The sequence below is a fragment of the Brevundimonas sp. genome (assembly GCF_046295075.1).
GTDB lineage: Bacteria > Pseudomonadota > Alphaproteobacteria > Caulobacterales > Caulobacteraceae > Brevundimonas.
The window spans coordinates 84224-106126 of record NZ_JBKBOC010000002.1; the positions used below are offsets into that span (position 1 = coordinate 84224).

The following is a 21903-nucleotide window of genomic DNA, read 5'->3' on the forward strand; positions in this document are numbered from 1 at the left end:
GGGGTGAGTTATGTCAGACTCATCATCGCCAAAAGGGGTCGGCTACGGCCAGCCCCCCGTCGCTACGCGGTTCAAGCCGGGCCAGTCGGGCAACCCCAAGGGGCGTCCGAAGGGCTCAAAAAATATGCTGACCCTTATGATGGAAGAGCTTGATCAGAAGGTGACTGTCACGTCCGACGGACGAACCCAGCGCATGTCAAAGCGTCGGGTCGCCGTGCGTCAGCAAGTCGATCGCGCCGTAAAGGGAGATCCGAAGGCCTTCGCCGCATTGATGAAGCTAGAGAGCCAAGGCTTCGGCGGAGACGAGGTCGATACGCCAGGGAAGCATCACGTATCGAGCGAGATCCCCTTGGATGTCTACGACGATATCCTGGCGGGCTTGCGCTCCGGCAGCTCGGTGCAAGAGGAGCCCGGTCATGAGTAGCGCCCTGGCCAAACAGGCTGCGCTTCACGCCTTCGCACGTGAGAACTTCGAAGCCTTCCTGTATCTTGTCTTCCACCATTTGAACCCGGGCGTGCGGCTTTCATCGGGCTGGTATATCCAGGCCATGGTCCAGGCGCTTATGGACGTTGAAGCGGGCCACGATCGCCGTCTCCAGATTACTGTGCCGCCTCGGCACCTGAAATCTGAGATGGTGTCGATCGCCTATCCCGCTTGGTTGATGGGGCGACGGCCTGAGACCCGCATCATCTGCGCCAGCTACAGCCAGGACCTCGCTGACAACCTGGCTCGCAAGTTCCGTAAGGTGGTGGAGTCCAACTGGTACGCCGACGTCTTCCCTCAAATGGCGGCGTCGATCGTCCGTAGCACCACGGCGGAGTTCACGACGTCTGCGGGCGGCTACCGTTATGCCACAGCCGTCGGCGGGACCGTCACCGGCATCGGTGCGCACCTGATCATTGTAGACGACCTGATGAAGGCGAGTGACAGCGCCTATCCCGAGGCGCGGGCAAAGGCCAAAAGGTTCGTCGATGAGACACTGATGTCCCGCCTGGATGACAAGAAGACGGGCGCGGTCGTAGCGATCATGCAGCGGCTTCATGAGGACGACGTCTCAGCGCACCTGGCGGCGAAAGGGTCTTACAGGCACCTGAACTTGCCTGCGATCGCGGTCCAAGATGAAACCATCAGGCTGACCCGCGGGGCAGTCCATAACCGTCGCATAGGCGATATTCTCAACCCGCTGCGCGAGCCGCACGACGTTTTGCAAGAGTTCCGACTGGACGTCGGTCAGCGGGTCTTTGAAGCCCAGTGGCAGCAGAACCCCAGCGCGGGGTCGAATGACTTCTTACGCTGGGAGAAAGTGCAGTTTTACGACGACCCCCCGGAGCGGGATCGGCTCCAGATGGTCGTTCACAGCTGGGATCCTGCCGCAACCTGTGACCCAGGCTCTGACTACTCTGTAGGCACTGTGTGGGGGTATGACGGGGAGGCATGGCTGTTGCTGGATGTCATCCGCATCAAGCTAGCCTACTCCGACCTGCTCGCCCGCGTAAGAGCGGAGCGTCGGAGATGGAACGCGGACTACATCTTGGTTGAGAAATCATCGGTGGGTCACGCGCTTCTTCCCGACCTCATTCGAGACCATCGAGGCCTCGGGCAGGACCGTGCGCACTATGCGCCACGCTCAAAACCTATCGCGGCCTCTACCCGCGTGCCGAAGACAGAGCGCTTTTTCTCATCGGTCGATCGCCTCTACACGGGGCTCGGGAAGTTCCCTCGATCAGCCCCTTGGATGGACGATCTGCGCCACGAGCTGCAGGCCTTTCCGGACGTCAGGCATGACGACCAAGCCGACAGCATCAGCCAGTTTTTGAACTGGGCAGTCGGTCGGGGAGGGAGGACCGCTCTCAATCCTCATGCGCGGCGTGACATACAAAACCGAACCTAGCCTCGCTGCAGGGGCCCGGGGGCGCCGAAGCCGAGCGAAGTCGCTTAGCGAGCGGCCTCACCCGGCCTCGTTTAGCGTTTGCACTCTGCCCGGCCGGTGTAAGCTGTGTGAGGCACGCCGCCGCGGCTCGTGGCGTCTAAGAAGGTGATCTCGAACTTCTCTATCTCGCCGCGGCAGGCTTCCGCCAGATCGGCCCGAACTTTCAGCTCGATCGCCGCCTCGTCTCGGGTGAACTGGGCAAGACCCTGAAGGGTGAAGCCAAGTCCGCCAGCGGTCGTCTGAAACGGCGCAACGGCGGTCGACGGGATCGAGGCGCAAGCAGCGACGGAAAATGCGAGCGCGGCGGCTACAAGGACGCGGTTAGTCATTAGCCGCATCTCCGGGTGCAAGGCGGTCCGTGTAGTCGACGGCGTTAAGACGGTTCGCTCGGGAGCAGACTTCCGTAGCCATCACGCCGAAGGCGGTCGATGTGTATCCGGGGAGGTGGGACCCGAAGTAAAAATCCGTGAAGCCGATGTAGCCACCCATACGGTTGCGGGCGTTGGCCATGCCGCAAACGGCCAGATAGACTCTGCTGCGGTCGCGACGGTCGGGGCTCAACAAGACGACCCTGACATCGCGGAAGCGGGCGGTCTCGTAATCGAGCAGGGATGTCTCCAGCCATCCCCGAGTGGCGACGAGCTCGCGGGTAATCGCCTCATCCGAAAATAGTCCGTTGGAGCCTGTCTCCTCCCCAGCGGAAGCCTCTTGGCCTAGGGCGGGGCTGGTGATCCCCAACAGAACCGTGGCGGCGAGAACAGTTCTAAGCATCTTGCATCCTATGAGTCTCCATCTCAGTTCGCTGGTGGCTCGAACGACGTGCACTAGTCAACCTGAAATGAGACTCATCGGCTGTCGTCCGATAGGCGTCACGCGCAGCATTTGGCGGGATGGATATCCGTCGGAAGTTGGGAGCCCGCGTTCAGCGGCTCCGCCAGGATCAGGGCTGGTCGCAGGAGGAGTTTGCCGATCGGGCCGGCCTGCACCGGACTTACGTGTCAGGCGTAGAACGCGGTGTCAGAAATCCAACGGTCACGGTCTTGGAGAAGTTAGCTATCGGCCTGGGTGTCCCAATGCCTGACCTGGTCAGCTTTGACGGGTAGCAGGCGCGCTGCGGCGCTCGAGGACCTCGATAGCATCGACGAGCTTGGAGAAGTCGGAAGCTACGGTCTGCAAAAGCTGGCCGGTGATCGACGTCCGAAGGATTCCGACGTCCGTGCACATGATGTCTGCGCGCTCGATCAAGTTCGATGCGAGCACGCCGAGCCGCAGCTTGGCTTCTAACGCGTCTTCCGGATCAAGGACGGGGGCGGGCGGGTCGTAATCGTCAAACATGACTGCGACTACCGCTCTCGTCGGCCGGGAAGTCCAGTCGTTTAGAGGCGGATGGCTGTTCTGCGCCAGTAGCGGTCATGCGGACCACGCCGCAAATGCGACATTCCGCGAGCGAGCCGAAGGTCCGCTTTCGGCCGGAATGCCTTCGTCGCAAATCGACCCGTTGCGGACGTTCGTCGATTGAGTAAGGTCAGCGAATGAAAGAAACGACGCGACTTCGCTGGGCAGGAGCCATTGCTGCTGTGGGGGCCGTATGGCTGTTCGCTGGGGCTGTCGGTGTTTGGATCGGAATGGATATCGGTCGCGCCATTTTTGGCTAAACCGAACTTGGTTGTGGTGGCCTCGGAGAGGGGTCAAACCACATTCGCTTCCCACGCCTAGCGGACGGCGGCAGCGACCGTTTTCCAGCCTGACCGCCAATGTATGCTTGCGGCTCTGAAGCCGTGGGCCGTAATCGACCCGGAATGGGCCTCCGTGTCTACGCCTGGCGGCTGAGCGTCTAGTGGTAGATTACGGACGCTCGCCGAAGTGTAATCCTTTGTATTTGGTCCCTGCCTTCGAGCGTCACGAACCACGACGACGCATCCTGAGCCCGACCAAAGGCCACCTCTGCTTTGGCGTATACCCCGTCAGGCGGGGGCAGCGCGTAACGCACCTGAACACCATTCCGGGCAGGCTCGATGCGATAGCGATCGCTGTAAAGGCGGACATCGTAAAGCGCTTTCAACGGTAGGTCGCGCAATGCTGCCCGGGCTTCGGGGCAGCGTCCGGACGTGCCGCTATCGCACTCAATCGATATCTCGAACGGTAGAGGCCGCCTGTTCGCGGCCAAATCCATTGCTTCAACTAGGCGACGGAGGGTCTCCAACTTGGACTCCTCGTCCTCTGGCGTCGTGCTCACCCAGCCGGTTAGCACCGCACAACGCTCTGCCGAGGGGGTGTTCTGATTACTCGGCGCGTACTGGGTGAAGACCTTAACATCTGCCTGCATAGGCGACGCGGCCGACAAGTTTGCATAGTCCTGGACGCGGACCGATGCGTAGAAGGCGGAGCGGTGACAGAAGCCTGCTCGGGCCCGCTCTGCACTTGCCCACCAGAACCCGGAATAAAAGCCGGGCGGCCCGCCTGTTTGGAAGCGACCGTCAACGATTTTTTCGGCGATATCGACGGGCAAAAGTCGATCAGCGGCCTCGAACTTAGACCACGTCCGCACTTCGCCGAGCGTGGCGACTTGCGGCTGCGCGCTCGTTGTTTGAACTGCTATCGCTGTCAACAGCCCAAGCATGACCAATCTCTCGCTGACGGAACGCAGCTCGACTATGCACCAATAACGCAGGCTCTGGAACGTCCGCTTCCCACCCCTAGCCGAACTTCGGCGAGTCTGCTCCTGGGCCATGCCCGCGACAAGCCGGCTTTGGCGCATCGATGCCGTGGGCGTATTCTGCGACGGGGGCGTCGATCGCGGGAGGTGGCCATGAGCCAGCCCGATCTGTTTCGTATACCTCGCAAACCTTGGAACGCTGGTCGAATGACCGGCGCCAAGGCGCCTCTCAAGCCAAAGCACATCTGGGCGATCCGACAGCATTTGAAGTCGGTCGGCTCGGTCAGGGATCTGGCAATGTTCAACATCGCGTTGGACGCCAAACTACGCGGCTGTGACCTGGTGAAGCTTCGGCTCGGTGATGTTGCTCAAGGCGATGTCATTCGGCAGCGATCGACGATCATCCAGCAAAGGACCGGCCGACCCGTGCCGTTCGAGATCACGGAGGCCGCTAGAGACGCTCTGGCTCACTGGTTGGAGCGCCGAGGACGACGGCGTGACGACTGGCTGTTCCCCAGCCGCAGCCGAGATGGAAAGCACATAGGCACTCGACAGTATGCTCGCCTGGTCGATGCTTGGGTGAGGACAATCGACTTGAATCCAAGCGCCTATGGCACCCACAGCCTTCGACGGACAAAGGTGGCGCTGATCTATAATAAGACCGGCAATCTCCGCGCTTGCCAGCTACTGCTTGGCCACGGGAAGTTGGAGAGCACTGTCAGGTATCTCGGCATCGAAGTGGATGACGCGCTGGAGATCTCGGAGCAGATAGACCTCTAAGCCAGCTTGGGACAATCCGCCGGAAAGCGGACTGTCCCAAGGTCTTGAAGGGGTGGAAAGCAGACTTCAATTCGGCAGCCAAAGATGCTTTCTGGGCCCGTGCAAATAGGAGGCTGAGATGCACCCTCTTCCGTCCGCCGTCGCAGCTTACATCGACGCTTACAATCGTATGGATGTCGACGGGATGCTCGACTGCCTCACCGAAGATGTAGCCTTCACAAACCTGTCGGACGGCGCTGTCACAGCGCAAACTCGAGGTCGAGACGAGTTCCGAGAGCTGGCGCTGGTTGGCGTTTCCGCGTTCGAAACCCGATGCCAATCCGTAACGAACGCGATCAGCGTCGCAGGCACGACAGTCATTCAAGTCGACTATTCTGCGGTCGTTGGTGCGGACCTGCCGAACGGTTGGAAAAAAGGCCAGTCGCTGAGTCTCGTCGGCGCTTCACTGTTCAGGCTTCGCGACGATAGGATTGAGCTAATCGTCGACGAAAGCTGAAGTTGCTGGTCATACATCCGCAATGGGTCGATTTCAGTCCTAGGCTTCGCTGCGGAAATCGGACAGTGGCCCGCAGACCGAAAAGCGGTCGCGGTCGACGTCGGCTAGGGGTGGAGAGCGGCCATTGTTCCGGGCAGGCAGAAAGCCAAAAGACATCTTTGATGCTACGATAGGCCTATGGATTTGAGATCAACTTTGCTGGTCGTCGTCGGCACACTTGCCTGTGTTTTAGGTTCTTGTCGTGAAAGTCCGGCGCAGATGGCTTTCGGCTCCTTCACTTTTGAAGCCGCAAGACGAGCAGATATCCTCACGGCTAGTGCGGGTGAACAAACCGCTGTCATTGAATTCTGCAACCTCAGTCTCGGTGAGGCAGCCTTAACCTATGGGTGTAGGCAGAAGGATCCCGCGCTCGGAGACAGCGTGCGGGGTTTTCGAGTTTTGATGATGGAGCGAATGCGATGGACCTCACCTCCATTTGGGGAGCGTCCCGAAGGCGTTTTTTCACCCCAGGCTAGGCCTTTGATCGCTTCTAGGGTCGATGAAATGCTCGATCCAAACGGCATCCCCAAGTCACCCAACTGGTATGCATTTTCTAGGCTTAAGGCAGGCGGGGGAGAAGATGACCCAATCGTCACAACAGACCGACAGTGGCCTCTCATTGTCTGCCAAGCTGGAGCTGCCTCGCGGATTTGCAGAATAGCTTTCCTTGTCGAGGGCGTCTTCGTAGAAGCGAGTTGGGAGCATCACGGCGTAGTCGATCAAGCTGAGTTGTGGCGAATTTCGACCGGTATCGACACCAAGCTTCGCACCTTCATTAAGCCTTCGGCTGACCATCTGAACAAATAGGTGCTGAAGGTCGGCTTAGGGTCGATTTCAGGCTTGGGCTTCGCCGCCGAAAGCGGACGTTGGCCTCCAGGCCGGAAAACGGTCGCGGTCGATGTCAGCTAAGGGTGGTAAGCGGACCTTGTCTTGCTAATGGAAAACCACTTCGGAACGTAGGTCCTGAAATTTGGCATCGGGTTTGGCGGAGGTTGCGCGGCAACGAAAAGCGACGAGCCGGAGCATGGCATCTGCTGACTGATTCCGAAGCTCGAAATCGCCGTCGAACGTCAGCCGAAAATCGTGATGGCTGCCCGGTTGAACGACTGTTTGAGGCAGGTCAAAAAAGTCCAGCATATCGTCTCGGTAGCGGATGCTATGAAACCTGTCCGGGTCGTAAGACCGCGTAAGGTTGATGGGCTCGCCGCTGGCCTGATCCGTGAGGTTCAGTGCAGCTGAACCGCTACTGTCAGAATAGACACTCGGAACGCATAGAACTTCGTTGCCGGTGTTCTCGACCCTCAAGCGAACGATCACAAATCGGCAATAGGTTGTGCACTGCTCCGCCTCGACCTTGAAGGATGCGGTGTATGATGGATCGCTCGATCCTTTGCTGACCTGTCCGCAGCCTGAAATCGCGCACGAAAGAACAGCCGTTGCGAGCGCGATAGCGTGTTTCATGCCCACAACTTATAGGTCGAGCCAATCTCCGCAACGGGTCGATTTCGGCATTAGCGTCAGGTGCCGGAAGTGGACCTCGCCGATAGTGTCCGACAGCAGACACGGCGAACGACGACTAGGGGTGGAAAGCGGACAAGGCATAGGGCAGCTTCAGCGACATGACCAAACCGATCCGCATGCGGCTGCAAAGTCGTGCTGACACAATTGATCTTATCAACTACGACGCTGGCGACTTAGAGCCCGTCGAAAAAGCCCTGCTCGGACTCGGGGCCGAGAAAATAATGTCTGTTGGGAATCCCTTAGAGGAAATGCGGCGCTACAGTCTTGGCAGCAGCGAAGTCATTTTGGACTGGGATGGTTACACGTCCGGTCTGCGGACTACCGACCCAACTCACCTCGCAGCCATCTTCAATGCCCTATCTCAATCTCCGCTATTCGAGGTTGCTGGCAAAGACGAGTGACAACGATGACCGCAACGGGTCGATTTCGGCCCTAGGTTCCAGCGCCGAAGGCGGACGCTGCCCGTCGGGCCGGAAAGCAGTCGCCGTCCACGTCAGCTAGGGGTGGCAAGTTGACGTTGACCGCAGCCTCTTGGGTGTCGAAGGATGAGCGGATGCTTCGCCCCATTTCAATCTTCGGATTCGTGGTCTTTTGCTGGCTCACGGCCAGCACAGCAGAAGCCTGCAACTATCAGGTTCCCCGTAATCCCGGAGAGACCAAAGCACATGCCTACGAACGCTTGTCGCGCACCAATCAGGATACCTACTGGGCTGAAGCTGATACGATATTCGTTGGGCGGGTGGTCGCGCTCATCCAGAGCGACCGTGGCCTTGAAGTGAGAGTGGAGCCTAGAACTTCATTCAAGGGCGACGCCGGGACCGGCGTAATCATCTACGACCACAACTGGCTTGAAGTGTCGTGTGATCGCGCCGCCTTCCCCGATTTCGACAGGGTCGGAATCTTCTACGGCAGCCGCGAGAATGACCGGCTGGCTGTTCGCGGAATGCTGGGACCGAATGACATTCGCGACGAGGCATTGAAGGCGCGGGTAATCGACCAACTCGATCCGGGCGAGGTAACGACGTTGTGGATGGAGACGCCAAGGCAAGATCGTTTGCCGCTAATCATTGCCGGGCTGATCGCGTTCTGTGCGTTCATCGGAGGCATTGGGATCGGGCGACTGAGTCGGAAGCGGACGGCGGCCCAGACCGGGTTTCCGGATGTCCGATAAGGGTCGATTGCGGCCTTAGGAGCCGGCACCGAAAGTGGATGTTGGTCGGTAGGTCGAGAAGCTAACGACCAGCGGCCTTAAGAGGTCTCGTGCGGGAGGAGCCTGATGTCATTAGCGCCCCTGAATTCTGCGTACCGATTGCGTTGGTGCCAACGCCACACCGAACGTTGCTCCCAACTACAGAGCATTTGCCGCATCTCCATTCCTACGCAGGTCACGCGTCTGACGTCTCGGGCTCGGACAGGCTGTCCTTCAGCTGCGGTCAGTACCCGCGCCCAAGCGCTCGACTGAATGAACATACGAAGGAGTTCATCGTCTTGGGAAAAGAGTAGCAGCGCAGCGCTCAAGCCTATCCCCATCATTTCAGCGGAGTCTCAGCGATTACAGCAGCAAGATCTTCTTCGACGAAAGGCGCCAGGAACACCCTGACAGGCCGGTCGAAGCACCCCATCCAGTTCAGGTTCCTAAAGTAGAGGGACCAGAAGTTACGACCCTCCGCACTAGCGGCAAAGGCCTTGAGCGCCAGCAGATCGGGGATGCTCAGCGTTTGCGCGATCGGCTCTGAAACGCACTGTATCGCCTGTTCGATAAGTGCGTCAGGCGATGCAATTGCCCTGGCCGCCAAGCGGTCCGACAGGCGGAAGTCACGGTCATACAGGTTCACGCCACGTGAATTCAGTACTTCACCGGACAGGCGAGCAGCAGCCATGTTCATGCCGTGGCGGTATTCGGATGTGTAAGCCTGTCGCGGGAAGAGGTCGGCGGCAGCGGCGCGACGCTCAGGACCCGGATCCTGCGGCAGGGCCGGCGGGATGGGAGCGACTTGCAGGCTCAGGGCAGAGACAAGGGCTGCGATCATGATCAAGAATAATCGTTCGTTGGGCGGTGGGTGACGGGGATGTCCTCCATCAGGTGTCGCTGCGCTTTCGCCAGAAGGCCGCGGTCATGCCCATTCCAACGGCAACGCCGATCGCCAGCCAAACCCCCATGTTGTCTGTCGCCGCGCCAATGGCGACGCCGCCGCCCACGCCAGCGCCAAGCGGCAGCCAGGCCATCAGGTCATTCTTCGTCATGTAGTGATCCTTAGTCGAGCAGCCCGCGCCGCTGCATGTCGATGATGATGGGGTCGGTCAGGGAGGCGATGACCTCGATGTCGAACGCGTCCTCGGCCGCCGCCTCGTCGGCGAAAGAGCGCGGTTGGTTCGCTCGCAGCGTGGACAATCGCCACGACGACTGCACGACCTTCTGCTGGCCGGCTAAGTGCTCGATGCGCTGGAGCTGCACGCCAGCTTGCGATTTGATGAGGGTCTTCCGTGTTCCCATGGCTCAATCCTCCCGGATCGGAACCTGACACGGCCCTCCGCGATTGTGGAGTCTGACCGTCTGCGAAGAGCGGTCAGTTTCGACCCCGGGCCGCCGTCTTCTCGTAAGGCGGCGGCTTTGTCGTCTCTTGGACTTTCGGAACTGCGATGGCCCTGCATGGTTGTGGCGTTTGAGCCCTCCTGGGTGGATGGTTCAGACGAAGCCGAGCCGCTGCCTTCTCCCGGAGGCAGCGGCTTTGTCGTTTCAGTCCCGCTTCCCAAAGATCGATGTGTCCATATGCGTCTTCTCCCTCGGCTGGCCCGAGCGATCTGCGCCAGGGGCCAGGCCGTCCGCAGGCATGAGATCGGTCGGATAGGCCCAGCCGCCGAGAATAACCGCGCCACTCAACTCGGCCCAGCAGGCCTTGAGCGTTGCGGAGGCGGCCATCAGCGGCAGGATCTGCGGCGAGGCGTGATTGAGGCCGGCGTGAATGCGCTGGATCCGGCGGTGGCAATCGACGATCTCGCGAAGGTCGTCGGCGTCGATGGCCGCCTTGCTGCTCATGCCCTTGTGCCGGCTCATCGCTGAGCGCGCCTGGTGCGTTCCAAGGCCATGCGGTGATCATGTTCGGACACCCGGAAACGGCCTAGCCCAGATGCGATCGCGGCGCTGACCAAGCGGTCGTTTTCTTCCTTTGACATGTAGGTGACGTTCGATCCCGGTCCCGGCGTCGCCGGCAGGCTGGGGTGCGGTGGCGGATTGCGCACGCCGTTCGCCGCCAGCTCGGCCTCCAGCTCCATCAGCTCCGAAAGCGGCATGGGTCGTGGCGAACCCGGTTTGTCGATCGGCATACCCTCACTCCTCTTCATTCCGTCCCCGTCCGGGGCGGGATCGGCGCGTTGCAGCGCGTCGATCTGCGGGCGTTCCCCCGCACGACCAGGACCGATCGGCCGCTCGGCTGATCGCCGCCCCCGCTCACGCGAGCCGGGGACTCCTACTCGTGCAAAAGGCGACTTCGCAAATGAATTGTTCTCGTAATGTTCTCATTGTCGATCAGCGACCCGTCGCGCCCTGTGAGCCGCCCACGGCCTGGCTGGGCGGCAAGCGCCATCTGGCGCGCCGCATCTGCGGCGTGCTGGCCGCCACGCCCCATGACGCCTATTGCGAGCCGTTCATCGGCATGGGCGGCGTCTTCCTGCGTCGGCGTGTCCGACCGGCCGTCGAGGTCATCAACGACCTGAGCGGCGACGTCGTGACCCTGTTCCGTGTGGCGCAGCGATTCCCTGACGCCCTGATCCATGAGTTGGCCTGGCGGCCGGCGGCGCGGGCGGAGTTTGAACGGCTTCGCGAGACTCCCGACGGCGATCTGCTGGACATCGAGCGCGCCGCCCGGTTCCTCTATCTCCAGACGCTGGGCTTCGGCGGCAAGGTCGCCGGGCGGTCGTATGGCGTCAGCCCCACCAGCGCCCATAACTTCGACCTGACGAAGATCGAACCGCGCCTGCGCCAGCTGCATGACCGCATGGCCGGCGTGGTGATCGAGAACCTGGACTGGCTTGCCTTCATCACGCGCTACGATCGCGCCGGCAGCTTGTTCTATCTGGACCCGCCGTATTGGGGCGGCGAAGCCGACTACGGCGCCGGCATGTTCTCACGCGATGACTTCCAGCGGATGGCCGACAAGCTGCAGGGAATCGAGGGGCGGTTCCTGCTGTCGATCAACGACCGGCCGGAGATCCGCGAGATGTTCGCCTGGTCCGACATCGAGGCCGTGAAGACGACCTACTCGGTCCAGGGCGGCAATGCGCCAGGCGCGGCCGAGCTGCTGGTCGGGAAAGGTGTCGAGTTGGCGCCAGCGGCTTCGCAAGCTTCGTTGTTCTGACTTCGCTGCCGCTTGCCAACTTCGGCGCATCAGATCAAGAAGGACCGGTCACGTTCGTGACGAGGTGGAGGGGAGACGGCTTCCTCAGGCACCAACCATGGAACCGCCTCTCCCTCCGTTCGTCAGACCCGCTGCATCACGCTAGCGACCCTGGCGACCCCAAAAAGGCCTAGCGGCGCTTTTTGGGACCCGGCTTCACCGTTTCGACCACGTGGGTCTTCGGTTTTGCCTGGGCGACACGAACCGGCGTAAACCGTCCCGTGCCTGCGTTTCGTCCGATTTTCATCGTGCGAAACTCCTCTGCTCGAAGCGCGGCAAGCGAACCGCCGCCGTCGCTCAAGGCCCGAGTGACCCCGAGCAGGGCCAATATGCCCCGGAATTCGATTCGCAACCCAGAAAAACGTTAACCGCAACCGATTAGCGGCGGACAATTGCCGGCGGCTTGGGGATGACTCAGCAAGCGCTCCGGAGGGTCGGCGCTGATGCGATAGTTGCTTGAGCGGGTTAGACACTGCGGCGCAAAACCAGTGGTCACCTTGTGACCAGAGGCACGGTTAGACACCCATAACGGGTTGAAATAAAACAGTTGGGGGCCTCCCTCCTGGGTCGCCAAAACTATCTTATTATTCATATAAATCAATAGCTTTTGCGATGGTGTCTAACCACAGGTTCGCCACCCATACCCTTGTGGTCGGCGTCGCTCGCCGCGCCTGCTGACGGACGCACACCTAAATCGGCGGCGTCAGGATAGCGGGCGGGGCCAATGTCTGAGAGGGGTGGTTAGCGGACCCCCGAACGACAATCGCATCTTAGTCTGATGGCTTCACGAGCCATCAGGGCATGCGTCCGAAGACAGTCCGAACCCAAACCGTGAATAGATTGAAGAGTCGGTTGCGGTGCCGGTCAGGGCTGGGCCTTCGATCCAAGCTACCGGGAACTCTCCTTCCTGGACTGGATTGGCGACAGTGATCAGGTAGCCGATTCCTGGCTCTTGGTAGCGATAGAAACCACCCATCATATCGCGGTTCGCCAACGCTACAGGCTCTGGAGCCGGTTGGTCGAAAGTGTTGGGGTGGATCGTGAACTCGCCGCGTGGACTACTGATCGTCACAACCCCTGCGGCACTGTTTGATACGGTTTCGCCATCAGCAAGTTCGAACTGGCCAACAGGTTCGAAGCACAGCACGTCGCCGCGAGCGGGTTGTCCGATCCGAGCCATTCGTTCGCCCCAGAAAGCTGTGCGATTACCACGTTCGTCTAAAGCGGATGTGCTCGCGCATCCGCTGGTTAGGATGACTGCCCCGATCAAGAAAAATGTTGTGGGCTTCACCGCGCACCATCCCCTGCTGTCCAAGCCAAAAGTTATCGCAACCCTGAAAGTCCGCAATGGGTCGGACCACGACATCGACACCAGCGCGGAAAGCGGACATCGGCCCCAAAGCCCAAAAGCGGACGCGCCGAACTGCGGCAAGGGGTAGGGAGCGGACATCTGCTTAGGGGCTTGAAAAGAAGCTAGACTTCAGAAATGTGTGTCACACAGCTCAGTCGGGACATGAGATATGAAACAAGCCATCCGCTGCTCGACGACGACAACCGTCCTCTTGGCTGCGTTTTTGCTGTGTGCTTTCCGCCAAGTTGAACCGAATGAAGATCCGTCTCTGCCGTATGGGGAAGAGGCTTTCGACGCCTTTGATCTAGCGACGTCTAATGACCTGACCGGTACAATGAGGGCCGCAAACCAAGGGGACGTGGCCGCGCAGTATGCGATGTATCTTGTCGCTCAGAACGGGTTGCACGGTCGTCAGGTGAACTTTGAAGTGTCTGCCTCATTCCTGCGAAAAGCCAATAGCCAAGGTCCTTATGAGACCGAGACCGTCACTCAGTTCATTCCTGGTGGGGGCGGACAGCAAGCGCAGGCCAGAACGGTTCAGAGACCTGTGAATGCCAGAGTTCGAGTGTTCGCACGAGCTTACGGCGAATGCGTCGGAGATATTCTCGGGACCAGACCTAATTCGACGGCTTGCGGGGCTACGGGCCCAGATCGGGAACGACGCAAAGCGGCTTGGCTGTCGGCATCCGGCCGGGCGCAACCCTGACGCAAGACATGATCCATGATGCGGGCGGCAAAGGTTCCGAATTGAGGTCGCCTATGGGTCGGTTTGCGACGAAGGTATCCGATCCACAAGCGGACATTCAGGCGTGGCGACCATCCGTCCCTAAAGCGGACTCTCGGATTGGCCGAGATGAGTCAAACTCAGACATTGCCGACTGGGAAGACCTCAATGTCGCTTCGTGACTCAGCTGAGACATTCGCAGGGTCCGCTTTCGGGAGATAGCCTCCGTTCGAGGCTGCCCGTCCTTCAAAGCGGACGTGTGCAGCATTAGGGGCGGGTGGCGGACATTTCACTCCCGACTTCGCGCGTGCTCCGCAGCCAGTGTTGCAATGATACGCAGGTCGCCTGGATTTACGTCCAGAGGCTCATGCATTTGGGCGAGAGCGTAGGTGATGTCGTCGTCGTTGATTGAGAACGTTTGCGCTGTCGCGACTTGGACGACCCTCGGGTAACGGTGCCCCGAGAAGCGGTGGAAGAGCCAGGCGACGCCGAGCAGAAGCGCGGCGTTGAGCCCGACCGGCAAAAGCAGAAACAACCAGCTCGCCGCTGGTGCGCCGATGCCGGCAAGCACCGGGATGAGAGCCGTACCTCCGCCTGGGGGATGTAGACAGCGAAGAAGCGACATCATCGCGATGGCCGCTCCGACGGCGATTCCTGCGCCAAGCATAGGGTCGTCGATCAGGTGGGCGACCGCCAGGCCTACGGCAGCCGAAACAACATTGCCGCCGAGCACAGGCCAAGGCTGTGCAAGAGGGCTTGCGGGAACGGCGAAGACGAGAACGGCGGAGGCTCCCATTGATGCGACCATCACGAAGGACGCTGGGCTGTCCGATCCCAGCATCCATCGAGCGGCGAGCCCGGTCGCCCCGATCCCGATTATGGCTCCGATGCAGGCGACAACACGATCGATGATCGTCGTGCCGGGCAGGATGGGACGGAATAGCTGCATGGCGACTTCCTGCTTTCGTTGGGCGTTTCACACAGGGATTGCCCGTCTGCAATGCTTGACCACGGTCATTGCGAAGGTGCTGAACAGAGCATCGAAATCCAAGCAAGAGGCCGACCTATTGGTCATCGGCTTGGGTGGAAAGCGGACCGTCGGTGTGCCTATCCCCATCGCGATGAAACGCATGTCTGTTCAGGTCCCGGCTGTGACGGTTATCGTCAGCGGTTGCGGATCGCGCCTGCCGGGGATGCGAGCCGATCGAAGCCCCGCAATAATCCCTCCCGGATACCTTTTAGATTACGCGAGTCGCTCAATCGGCAAGCGTGCTCTTACGTATGATCAGGGCCTACGCGAATGTCTGACTGATCAACAGATCGGTTAGGTCGAGGTGAACCTCCAAGGCGGCAAGGGCTTCCGTCCGCGCTCGCTCTGCCGCTGCTCGGTCGCCTGCCGTCAAGTGGGCACCGAACTCGGTGATCTTGGCGGCGACCAGTTGCTCAGCCCCCATAGCGCGCCGCTCCAGCGTCCCGTCATCCATCGCAACCCCCGTCGCTGTAATGCGGCCCGGCCGAATGTGTCCTCGCCCAGCCGGGCCGCGTGACGCAGTTCGGGCATGAGCCGCGACAGCTCTGCCGTATCGCCTCACTGCATGGCTTGGCAAATTTTGAAGATTGGCCGGGGCATCTGCGGAACCTCCGGCCCTAGCTCCCCGCTAGAGCGAGCCGAAAGGCTCAGCCTTGACGTTATCGCACGCACCTATCGCGAGCAACCGTCACAATCTGGAGGATGGCGATGAGCGCCAGGGCGTTATTCCGGGGCGGCTAAGGCCTGGCTGAAGAGCGACTTGAGCTGTCGCCGCATCGCCTGCCGGGCGTCGTAGTCCGCCGAGATGGTGAGCAGCTCCGCGCATGAGCCTATGTCGCCGTAATGGCCGACGTTTCGATCGCAACGCTTGATCCAGGGCGCGGCGCTCGCCTGCGCCCGCCGGAGGAGGGCGCGGCCTTCGTCGCAAACCGTCTCAGCCTCGTCGGTGCACCCCTGTGCGAACGACAGGAAAGCAAGGTAGTCGACGTTCGTCTCGCTGCGGACGGATGGGGCCCGTGTCGCGAAAATCACCTGGCCGAGGAAGTGGCAGCCTTCCCCGTCGATGAGGATGGCGTCGTTGTGCAGGAAACAGGCCTTCGATAGCGCGACGAAGGCCTGGGTTAGATCACGCTCGACGCCGGTTCCCGTGAGGTACATCCAGCCGAGGTATTTGCAGGCGTAGGGTCCCTGACCTGAATCGTCGCCGTCGCAGGTGCGCACGAGACTTTGCCGGGCCCGCACGTAATCGCGCAGCTGGCGGTTCTGGAGATACAGCTTGCCGGCCTCGTAGCAGCCTGCAGTCATGATGCGGGCCGCGCAGGACATGTCGTAGTGTTCTAGCGCGGACTTCAGGTCGCCGCCCCGTGCCGCGCTGACGCCGCGGCTCCAGCAGGTGTCGACGTTGTTTTCCACCTCGCAAGGCGGAGATGCCGATGCGGGCGCGAGGTCATGAATAGTATAGTTTGGGAAGCCAACGCCGTCCGACGCCCGCTCCCGCCCGATGTCGCGCATTCGCGCCAGCAGCCGGTCGTGTGCGCGCTCAATCGTGTCGGGACGGCAAGGCAGGCGAGCAAGTTCGCTGCCGTTGCGACTGATGGTGAGGTGTCCGAACGGCAGAAGGGCGGAAGAATCGCGCTGGGCGCCGTTGCGAAGGCCTGTCTCAAATCGGTAGGTAGTGTCTCCATTCGCGAAGGTCAGGATCTCGTCGACCGTTCCCGCCGGCCCGTTGTGGCGGACATAGTCGAGATCGGCCAAGGGGCTCGACAGGGTCAGCTCCGGCTCTGACGACGAAGGGCCGTAGCGATAGGTTGCGCCGATATCACTGAGAGATACGGATGCCTGCCGATCGCGCCCTTCGATTCGACAGGTGAGGAAGACGTCCTGGCCCGAACGTTCGGTCGCAGCGACGGCGTTCGACGTGCAGACGCCCGCGACGAGCAGCGCGCAAGCCAAAGCGTGCGACACAATCGAGCCGACGGTCTTCTGTTTAAACTGTCGTGTCGTGCGCACCATCACATCAACCCTTGCCGCAGTCAGGGCCCGATGCTGCACGCACTGGACCAAAATACCAACCGCCGTATAGGCAGGCGTTCAAGGGTGCGGCGACCGCCGACCTGTGGTTTGATGATTGCGCGCGCATCTGCCCAAGCCGAAAGTGCATGCTCAATGAAAATTCGCTTCCTCAAGATGTCGAGCAGAATGAACGTAGGTGTTTTCCTCAGCTGTGCGGTCTTGTCGGGATGCGTTACGTCCCCGAACCCGGTCGCGTCGGACGGCTCTCGGACGGTGAAGCCGCCTCTCGCGTCGTCAGGGCCTTACGCCGCGTCCGCGCTCGCGTCCTCGGAAGCAGGCTCAGCCTCCGACGACTTTGAGGTCCTAAAGACAGTCTCGGTCGCTGCGTTGAGCCCTAATCAGGGAGTTGAGGAGCGACACCGTGGCGAGCGCATCCGTTGGGCTGGCGCGGTCGAGCGGATCACCACAATCGATCAGGGCGTGTGCTTGACCATACTTTATGCCCGCAGCGGTGAGAACGGTGAGCCTCTCTGGACCAACACGCCAACCTACCAACACTTCGAAGCCTGCGCCGCGGGCCCGTACGACCCGAGGCTGGTTCATGAGCTGACCAATGTCACGATCATCGGTCGCATCTCGGGCACGACCGACATAGGTTCCGGGGGCGGAGACAGGACCGGTCCGGTCGTCCAGATCGAAAACCTGTTCCGGTGGTCGGATTGTCTTTCGGGCGACGACAGCCCCGAGTGCAAATACGGCTTTCTCGATCCGCAAACCGACATCATCGACTGAGGGATGGCCACGGTTGCGGCGTTTTGGGATCGTCAGAATGCCCACGCAGCCCCGCCAGCCCCGCTGCGCAAAGTTCAGCTCTAATTTCCGACGACGAGAGGTGCGTCTGTGTTCAGCCTTGTGATGATCGCTCTTGCCGTTGGCGCACTGGGCGGAGTCGCGATCAGCCGCGCTCGCACCGCCCCCTTTCGCAGGCGCGCATTGATAGGCTGGTGCTGCCTGCCCTTGGCTTTTGCATCGGTCGTCGTGGCCTACCTCGGACTGAAATCTGGAGAGGCTTTCGCGACATAGCCGCTGCTTTGGGTGGGCATGCTGATCGGCGTCCCTGGCGTACTCTTCGCGCTGGGGGCCGGGCTGGGGTTTTGGGGTGGTCGACGGTCGCAGTCAGGCCGAGACGGCTAAGGGTGGCTTGCTCGCTAACGAAAAGCCGAGACCCACAAAGTCTGCTTCCAGGTAGAGAGGAAATGCCCGCTTCTGGCGCCAACCGGTCCTAGCGAGCCACTCGCCGCAGCTCATCCAAAGACTGTACGACGACCAGGCCGAAGTCGTGTGAATGAACGAGGGCGCGAAGGTCGAGGTGGACGCCGCGCGACGTCCCGCCATTCCGATCTTGATGTCGCTCGGGGCGCTAACGAGTGGAGCGGAGGTCTTGATCCAAACCGAAATCGGCTCCTCCTCACCGAAGACAAGCTGACGGACCCGGTCCGCCGTCTTGTCGAGACGAGCGGCGGTGCCAACGGTCTTGCCGTACTGTTCTACAATGGTTGCGGCAACCTGCAGGGCGCTCGACTTCTCGCCCAGCCGATCACCGACATGAGAGACGACATCACCACACAATGCGGAGCTCCCATCCGCACCATCGTCACCGGCCGCAGGGTCATCACAACCGGTGTCTATGCCAGCCGGAAGGCTGGCCGACCGCAGCCGTACGAAAGCATGAACGAACGTGCCTTCTTCATGCACTGCGAAAGGCGGGCACACGCGTTCGAAGCCGTTAGATTTGCAGCGTCTACGGCCAGCTTCACCGGTACTTGTCGCAGTCGAGGGAGGCCAAGGTACAGGGCCCCGTCCAACGATGCGTTGAACACGACGAAAGTCCATGCGTAGATTTCGGCATTCGCCGGTACAGGCTCGTTAAACTAGTCTCGCACACACTGCGCCAAGCTCGACGGATTTGCGCGAAACGGGGGCATTCGGCCTGTCGCAACGTGCTCCCATCGGTATCTGAGCGCTTAGCGGGATCTGACCCATAGGGATTTTTGACACTTGAGCGAGTCGTACTCCCCAAAAGACGCCACCGCGCGAGCGGCGGCCGATGTAGCGCACGACCAACTGGTCATGCGGCTTGCCTATGCGGTTGTAGGCTTCAGCAGGCGATGGATAGCGCGTGCGGACGAGGCGCTGGCTGAATCAGGCCTAAGCGGCAGCGAGATCGCTGTGCTCTTGCTTCTCGAAGAACACGCGACAGGCATGACTCAAAAGGAACTGTCTGTTGCGCTTGCTCTATCGGAGCCTGTGCTCTCAAAGCGCACCGGCAACCTGCTGAAAAAAGGAATGATCGACCGGTCCGCCCTCATCGGCGACCGGCGCGCGAATCTCGTTCGTCTCAGTGCGGCTGGAGTCGAGGCTTTGACCATCTGGGGGGGATGCTTGGCTTGTCTGCGCCAACGAACTACCGTAGGCCTCTCGCAGGCGGAGCTTTCCCAAACGCTCCACACGCTCGCTCTATTGGATAGGAATTTGCGCCAAGACGCCTGCAATACCGGCACCACCTTGGGCGATCACGCTTACGCAGACTGATGCGTGTGCGTATGGTGAGCAGGCTCGCAGCGGGCACAGCATTGCGCCGGGCGGTCACATCCAAACGTAGAGCTTCAGCTTCGACGCGACGACGCCGCAAAGTGGCGGATCGGGTCCTTAGTGGGGAAAGCACCTCGAAGAGCTATCGTAATCCTTGACGGCTAACGCGGGGTTCGGGTTGGAGCGAAAGAGGCCATGCGAAACATCTTCAAGCGTCGAGAAGTCGGCTCAAGTGAAACGATCGAGCTGCGCAGCATGATGGCGGCGGTCGAGCGCTCCCAGGCCGTCATCCAGTTCGATCTGGACGGCACGATCCGGGAGGCGAACCCCAACTTCCTGTCGGTCGTCGGTTACGACCTTGGCGAGATCGTCGGCCGCCACCACCGGATGTTCGTCGATCCTGCTGAGGCCCAGACGCCGGCCTACGCCGAGTTCTGGCGTCGGTTGAATGCGGGTGAGTTCGTCGCCGACAAGTTCGTCCGCTACGGCAAGGGCGGAAAGCGCGCGGTGATCGAGGCCAGCTACAATCCGATCCTCGACAAGGATGGCCGTCCCTACAAGGTCGTAAAGTTCGCCATGGACGTGACGGCAGTCGAGGACGAACGTGAGCGGCGCGCCGAGGCGGATCGGCAGTCCGCCCAGGTTCAGGCCGCCGTTGTCGAAGGCACGGCGCGAGGTTTGTCGGCCATGGCGGCAGGCGATCTGTCCTATCGTATTCAGGAAGACTTTCCCGGCGACTACGCCGTTCTGCGCGAGAACTTCAACCACGCTATGGGCGCGCTGGACGAGGCTGTCGGTGTGATCGGGCTCAATGCGGGATCGATGCAATCGGGTGCGAACGAGATCAGCAGCGCCGCCGAAGACCTGTCGCGCCGCACCGAACAACAGGCCGCCAGCCTGGAAGAGACCGCTGCCGCCCTCGACGAGATCACCGCGACCGTCCGCAAGACGGCCGAGAACGCCCAGGCGGCTGACAGCGTGGTCACCCAAAGTCGGACCCAGGCCGAGACCGGTGGCGTGGTCGTCCAGAAGGCCGTCGCCGCCATGGGCGAGATCGAACGCTCGTCCAATGAAATCGGTCAGATCATCGGCGTCATCGATGAGATCGCTTTCCAGACCAACCTCCTGGCCCTCAACGCAGGGGTCGAGGCCGCCCGTGCCGGCGAGGCCGGTCGCGGTTTTGCGGTCGTGGCGTCGGAAGTCCGGGCTCTGGCCCAGCGCTCGGCGGAATCGGCTAAGGAGATCAAGACGCTGATCTCGGCCAGCTCCAGTCAGGTCAAGGACGGCGTGGTTCTGGTGCGGCAATCGGGCGAGGCCCTGACCGGCATCGCCGGCCGGATCGAGGAAATCACCACCCTGATGAGCGAAATCCGCGCCTCGACACAGGAACAGGCGGTCGGCCTCGCCGAGGTCAACACCGCCGTGAACCAGATGGATCAGGTCACCCAGCAGAACGCCGCCATGGTCGAGCAATCGACCGCCGCCAGCCTGAGCCTGAGCCGCGAAGCCGCCGAACTGGCCGAACTGGTCGGACGTTTCGAGACCAGCCAGGTCGCTGCTCAAGCGCCGACGCCGATCCGAAAGGCTCCCGTGCAACAGATGAAGGCGCGGATCGAGAGCTTCGCCCGCGCCCAGGCCGCGCCGGCTCGGGCGCGCATCGCCGTCGGCGGCGGTCGCGCCGCCGCCGTTCAGTCCGACTGGGAAGAGTTCTGATGACCGCCCGCGCGCCCGGACATCGCGAACTGGTCGGCTTCCGCGTCGGCGAACAGGCCTTCTGCATCGACATCACCTCGGTGCTGGAGATCCGCGGCTGGACGGCGACCACGCCGCTGCCCGGCGCTCCGGCCTATATGAAGGGCGTGGTCAATCTGCGTGGGACGGTGCTGCCGATCATCGACCTGGCCTCGCGGCTGGGCCTGCCTTCGACAGAGCCGTCCGCCCGTCACGCCATCGTGGTCGTGCGCTGCGGCGAGCGCACCGTCGGCCTGCTGGTCGAGGGCGTTTCGGACATCATGCAACTGGACGACGCGACCCGTCAGGACCCGCCGGACATGGGCGAGGCGCAAGGCCCGGGCGTCGTGTCGGGCGTGTTCGCGGTCGACAGCAACCTGATCAGCCTGCTCGACCTCGACAATCTGCTGCCCCCGATGCGCGAGGCGGCTTAGGCCTCGTGACGCTGGTGGGAGTCCGACGAGAGGGTCCTCGCCATCGGCAAGCCGTTAATGTCAGGAAACTGGAGCGGCCCCAGAGTCCGTTAATGGCGCATTACGGACGCTCCGAACCGGGCGAGGCTGAGCGGCTTGCGCCTGAGGGCAATCCAAGGAAGATTGACTGCGGGGGGTGCCGCCGAACCGGCCCTCCCGGGCGACCGTGCTT

At 61.4% G+C, this 21903-nt stretch carries 27 protein-coding genes; 13 read left to right on the forward strand and 14 right to left on the reverse strand.

Going from position 1 to position 21903, the window contains the following annotated elements; all coding sequences use genetic code 11:
* Positions 1-10 precede the first annotated feature (10 nt).
* The gene (locus tag ACK4MH_RS02415; protein WP_409714219.1) at positions 11-424 is read left to right on the forward strand and encodes a DUF5681 domain-containing protein; all 414 of its coding nucleotides are present in this window, start codon (positions 11-13) and stop codon (positions 422-424) included.
* Positions 417-1892: a phage terminase large subunit gene (gene terL / locus ACK4MH_RS02420; RefSeq protein ID WP_409714222.1), complete on the forward strand. Its 1476-nt coding sequence runs from the start codon at positions 417-419 to the stop codon at positions 1890-1892. The genes ACK4MH_RS02415 and terL overlap by 8 nt, the downstream gene beginning before the upstream one ends.
* A gap of 71 nt (positions 1893-1963) precedes the next feature.
* Here the strand turns inward: terL and ACK4MH_RS02425 are convergent, their stop codons facing one another.
* The gene (locus ACK4MH_RS02425; protein ID WP_409714225.1) at positions 1964-2260 is read right to left on the reverse strand and encodes a hypothetical protein; all 297 of its coding nucleotides are present in this window, start codon (positions 2258-2260) and stop codon (positions 1964-1966) included.
* Positions 2253-2702 carry a hypothetical protein gene (locus ACK4MH_RS02430; RefSeq protein WP_409714228.1) on the reverse strand — a complete coding sequence of 150 codons (450 nt, stop codon included), beginning with the start codon at positions 2700-2702 and terminating at the stop codon, positions 2253-2255. The genes ACK4MH_RS02425 and ACK4MH_RS02430 overlap by 8 nt, the downstream gene beginning before the upstream one ends.
* Before the next feature lie 119 nt (positions 2703-2821).
* On the opposite strand from ACK4MH_RS02430, the gene ACK4MH_RS02435 reads away from it, so the two are divergent.
* Complete coding sequence (locus ACK4MH_RS02435; RefSeq protein ID WP_409714231.1) at positions 2822-3034, forward strand: helix-turn-helix domain-containing protein; 213 nt, start codon at positions 2822-2824, stop codon at positions 3032-3034.
* Here the strand turns inward: ACK4MH_RS02435 and ACK4MH_RS02440 are convergent.
* Complete coding sequence (locus ACK4MH_RS02440) at positions 3018-3266, reverse strand: hypothetical protein (RefSeq protein ID WP_409714234.1); 249 nt, start codon at positions 3264-3266, stop codon at positions 3018-3020. The two genes, ACK4MH_RS02435 and ACK4MH_RS02440, sit on opposite strands and share 17 nt — an antisense overlap.
* Positions 3267-3765: 499 nt before the next feature.
* A complete protein-coding gene (locus ACK4MH_RS02445; protein ID WP_409714237.1) occupies positions 3766-4551 on the reverse strand; it encodes a hypothetical protein in 786 nt (261 codons plus the stop codon).
* 189 nt (positions 4552-4740) lie between these two features.
* Between ACK4MH_RS02445 and ACK4MH_RS02450 the strand changes: the two genes are divergently transcribed.
* The 3 genes from ACK4MH_RS02450 (at position 4741) to ACK4MH_RS02460 (ending at position 6709) form a co-directional block, all read left to right on the forward strand.
* Positions 4741-5367, forward strand: coding sequence for a tyrosine-type recombinase/integrase (locus ACK4MH_RS02450; RefSeq protein ID WP_409714240.1), 627 nt, complete (start codon positions 4741-4743; stop codon positions 5365-5367).
* 118 nt (positions 5368-5485) lie between these two features.
* Positions 5486-5863 (forward strand): nuclear transport factor 2 family protein, encoded by a 378-nt coding sequence (locus ACK4MH_RS02455; RefSeq protein WP_409714243.1) that lies wholly within the window; start codon positions 5486-5488, stop codon positions 5861-5863.
* A gap of 195 nt (positions 5864-6058) precedes the next feature.
* Positions 6059-6709 carry a hypothetical protein gene (locus ACK4MH_RS02460; protein ID WP_409714246.1) on the forward strand — a complete coding sequence of 217 codons (651 nt, stop codon included), beginning with the start codon at positions 6059-6061 and terminating at the stop codon, positions 6707-6709.
* A 126-nt stretch (positions 6710-6835) separates the two neighbouring features.
* On the opposite strand, the gene ACK4MH_RS02465 is transcribed toward ACK4MH_RS02460, so the two are convergent.
* Entirely contained in the window at positions 6836-7363 is a 528-nt protein-coding gene (locus ACK4MH_RS02465; RefSeq protein WP_409714249.1) for a hypothetical protein, read from the reverse strand.
* 158 nt (positions 7364-7521) lie between these two features.
* On the opposite strand from ACK4MH_RS02465, the gene ACK4MH_RS02470 reads away from it, so the two are divergent.
* Both ACK4MH_RS02470 and ACK4MH_RS02475 read left to right on the forward strand, forming a co-directional pair.
* On the forward strand, positions 7522-7824 hold the full coding sequence (locus ACK4MH_RS02470; RefSeq protein WP_409714251.1) for a hypothetical protein: 303 nt from the start codon (positions 7522-7524) through the stop codon (positions 7822-7824).
* A 152-nt stretch (positions 7825-7976) separates the two neighbouring features.
* Positions 7977-8594, forward strand: a complete 618-nt coding sequence (locus ACK4MH_RS02475) for a hypothetical protein (RefSeq protein ID WP_409714254.1) — start codon at positions 7977-7979, stop codon at positions 8592-8594.
* Positions 8595-8952: 358 nt separating this feature from the next.
* Here the strand turns inward: ACK4MH_RS02475 and ACK4MH_RS02480 are convergent, their stop codons facing one another.
* From ACK4MH_RS02480 to ACK4MH_RS02500, 5 genes are all read right to left on the reverse strand, one after another.
* Positions 8953-9459: a hypothetical protein gene (locus ACK4MH_RS02480; protein ID WP_409714257.1), complete on the reverse strand. Its 507-nt coding sequence runs from the start codon at positions 9457-9459 to the stop codon at positions 8953-8955.
* 43 nt (positions 9460-9502) lie between these two features.
* A complete protein-coding gene (locus tag ACK4MH_RS02485) occupies positions 9503-9667 on the reverse strand; it encodes a hypothetical protein (protein WP_409714260.1) in 165 nt (54 codons plus the stop codon).
* Positions 9668-9677: 10 nt separating this feature from the next.
* Positions 9678-9917, reverse strand: a complete 240-nt coding sequence (locus ACK4MH_RS02490; RefSeq protein ID WP_409714263.1) for a hypothetical protein — start codon at positions 9915-9917, stop codon at positions 9678-9680.
* A 243-nt stretch (positions 9918-10160) separates the two neighbouring features.
* The gene (locus tag ACK4MH_RS02495) at positions 10161-10478 is read right to left on the reverse strand and encodes a hypothetical protein (RefSeq protein ID WP_409714266.1); all 318 of its coding nucleotides are present in this window, start codon (positions 10476-10478) and stop codon (positions 10161-10163) included.
* Positions 10475-10747, reverse strand: a complete 273-nt coding sequence (locus ACK4MH_RS02500) for a hypothetical protein (RefSeq protein ID WP_409714269.1) — start codon at positions 10745-10747, stop codon at positions 10475-10477. The genes ACK4MH_RS02495 and ACK4MH_RS02500 overlap by 4 nt, the downstream gene beginning before the upstream one ends.
* 170 nt (positions 10748-10917) lie before the next feature.
* Here ACK4MH_RS02500 and ACK4MH_RS02505 point away from each other — a divergent pair, with 170 nt between their 5' ends.
* Positions 10918-11778, forward strand: coding sequence for a DNA adenine methylase (locus ACK4MH_RS02505; RefSeq protein WP_409714272.1), 861 nt, complete (start codon positions 10918-10920; stop codon positions 11776-11778).
* Positions 11779-12601: 823 nt separating this feature from the next.
* Here ACK4MH_RS02505 and ACK4MH_RS02510 read toward each other — a convergent pair.
* The 3 genes from ACK4MH_RS02510 to ACK4MH_RS02520 all read right to left on the reverse strand — a co-directional run bounded on the left by ACK4MH_RS02510 (position 12602) and on the right by ACK4MH_RS02520 (position 16935).
* The gene (locus tag ACK4MH_RS02510; protein ID WP_409714275.1) at positions 12602-13108 is read right to left on the reverse strand and encodes a hypothetical protein; all 507 of its coding nucleotides are present in this window, start codon (positions 13106-13108) and stop codon (positions 12602-12604) included.
* Between the two features lie 1073 nt (positions 13109-14181).
* Complete coding sequence (locus ACK4MH_RS02515; RefSeq protein WP_409714278.1) at positions 14182-14841, reverse strand: HPP family protein; 660 nt, start codon at positions 14839-14841, stop codon at positions 14182-14184.
* An 804-nt stretch (positions 14842-15645) separates the two neighbouring features.
* Entirely contained in the window at positions 15646-16935 is a 1290-nt protein-coding gene (locus ACK4MH_RS02520) for a tetratricopeptide repeat protein (protein ID WP_409714281.1), read from the reverse strand.
* A 153-nt stretch (positions 16936-17088) separates the two neighbouring features.
* Here ACK4MH_RS02520 and ACK4MH_RS02525 point away from each other — a divergent pair, with 153 nt between their 5' ends.
* Positions 17089-17727 carry a Slp family lipoprotein gene (locus tag ACK4MH_RS02525; protein ID WP_409714284.1) on the forward strand — a complete coding sequence of 213 codons (639 nt, stop codon included), beginning with the start codon at positions 17089-17091 and terminating at the stop codon, positions 17725-17727.
* Between the two features lie 384 nt (positions 17728-18111).
* Here ACK4MH_RS02525 and ACK4MH_RS02530 read toward each other — a convergent pair whose 3' ends face one another.
* Positions 18112-18564, reverse strand: a complete 453-nt coding sequence (locus ACK4MH_RS02530; protein ID WP_409714287.1) for a hypothetical protein — start codon at positions 18562-18564, stop codon at positions 18112-18114.
* 501 nt (positions 18565-19065) lie between these two features.
* On the opposite strand from ACK4MH_RS02530, the gene ACK4MH_RS02535 reads away from it, so the two are divergent.
* From ACK4MH_RS02535 to ACK4MH_RS02545, 3 genes are all read left to right on the forward strand, one after another.
* Positions 19066-19527 carry a MarR family winged helix-turn-helix transcriptional regulator gene (locus ACK4MH_RS02535; RefSeq protein WP_409714290.1) on the forward strand — a complete coding sequence of 154 codons (462 nt, stop codon included), beginning with the start codon at positions 19066-19068 and terminating at the stop codon, positions 19525-19527.
* A gap of 195 nt (positions 19528-19722) precedes the next feature.
* A complete protein-coding gene (locus tag ACK4MH_RS02540) occupies positions 19723-21240 on the forward strand; it encodes a methyl-accepting chemotaxis protein (RefSeq protein WP_409714293.1) in 1518 nt (505 codons plus the stop codon).
* Complete coding sequence (locus tag ACK4MH_RS02545; RefSeq protein ID WP_409714295.1) at positions 21240-21692, forward strand: chemotaxis protein CheW; 453 nt, start codon at positions 21240-21242, stop codon at positions 21690-21692. Before ACK4MH_RS02540 ends, ACK4MH_RS02545 begins: the two co-directional genes overlap by 1 nt.
* Positions 21693-21903 lie beyond the last annotated feature (211 nt).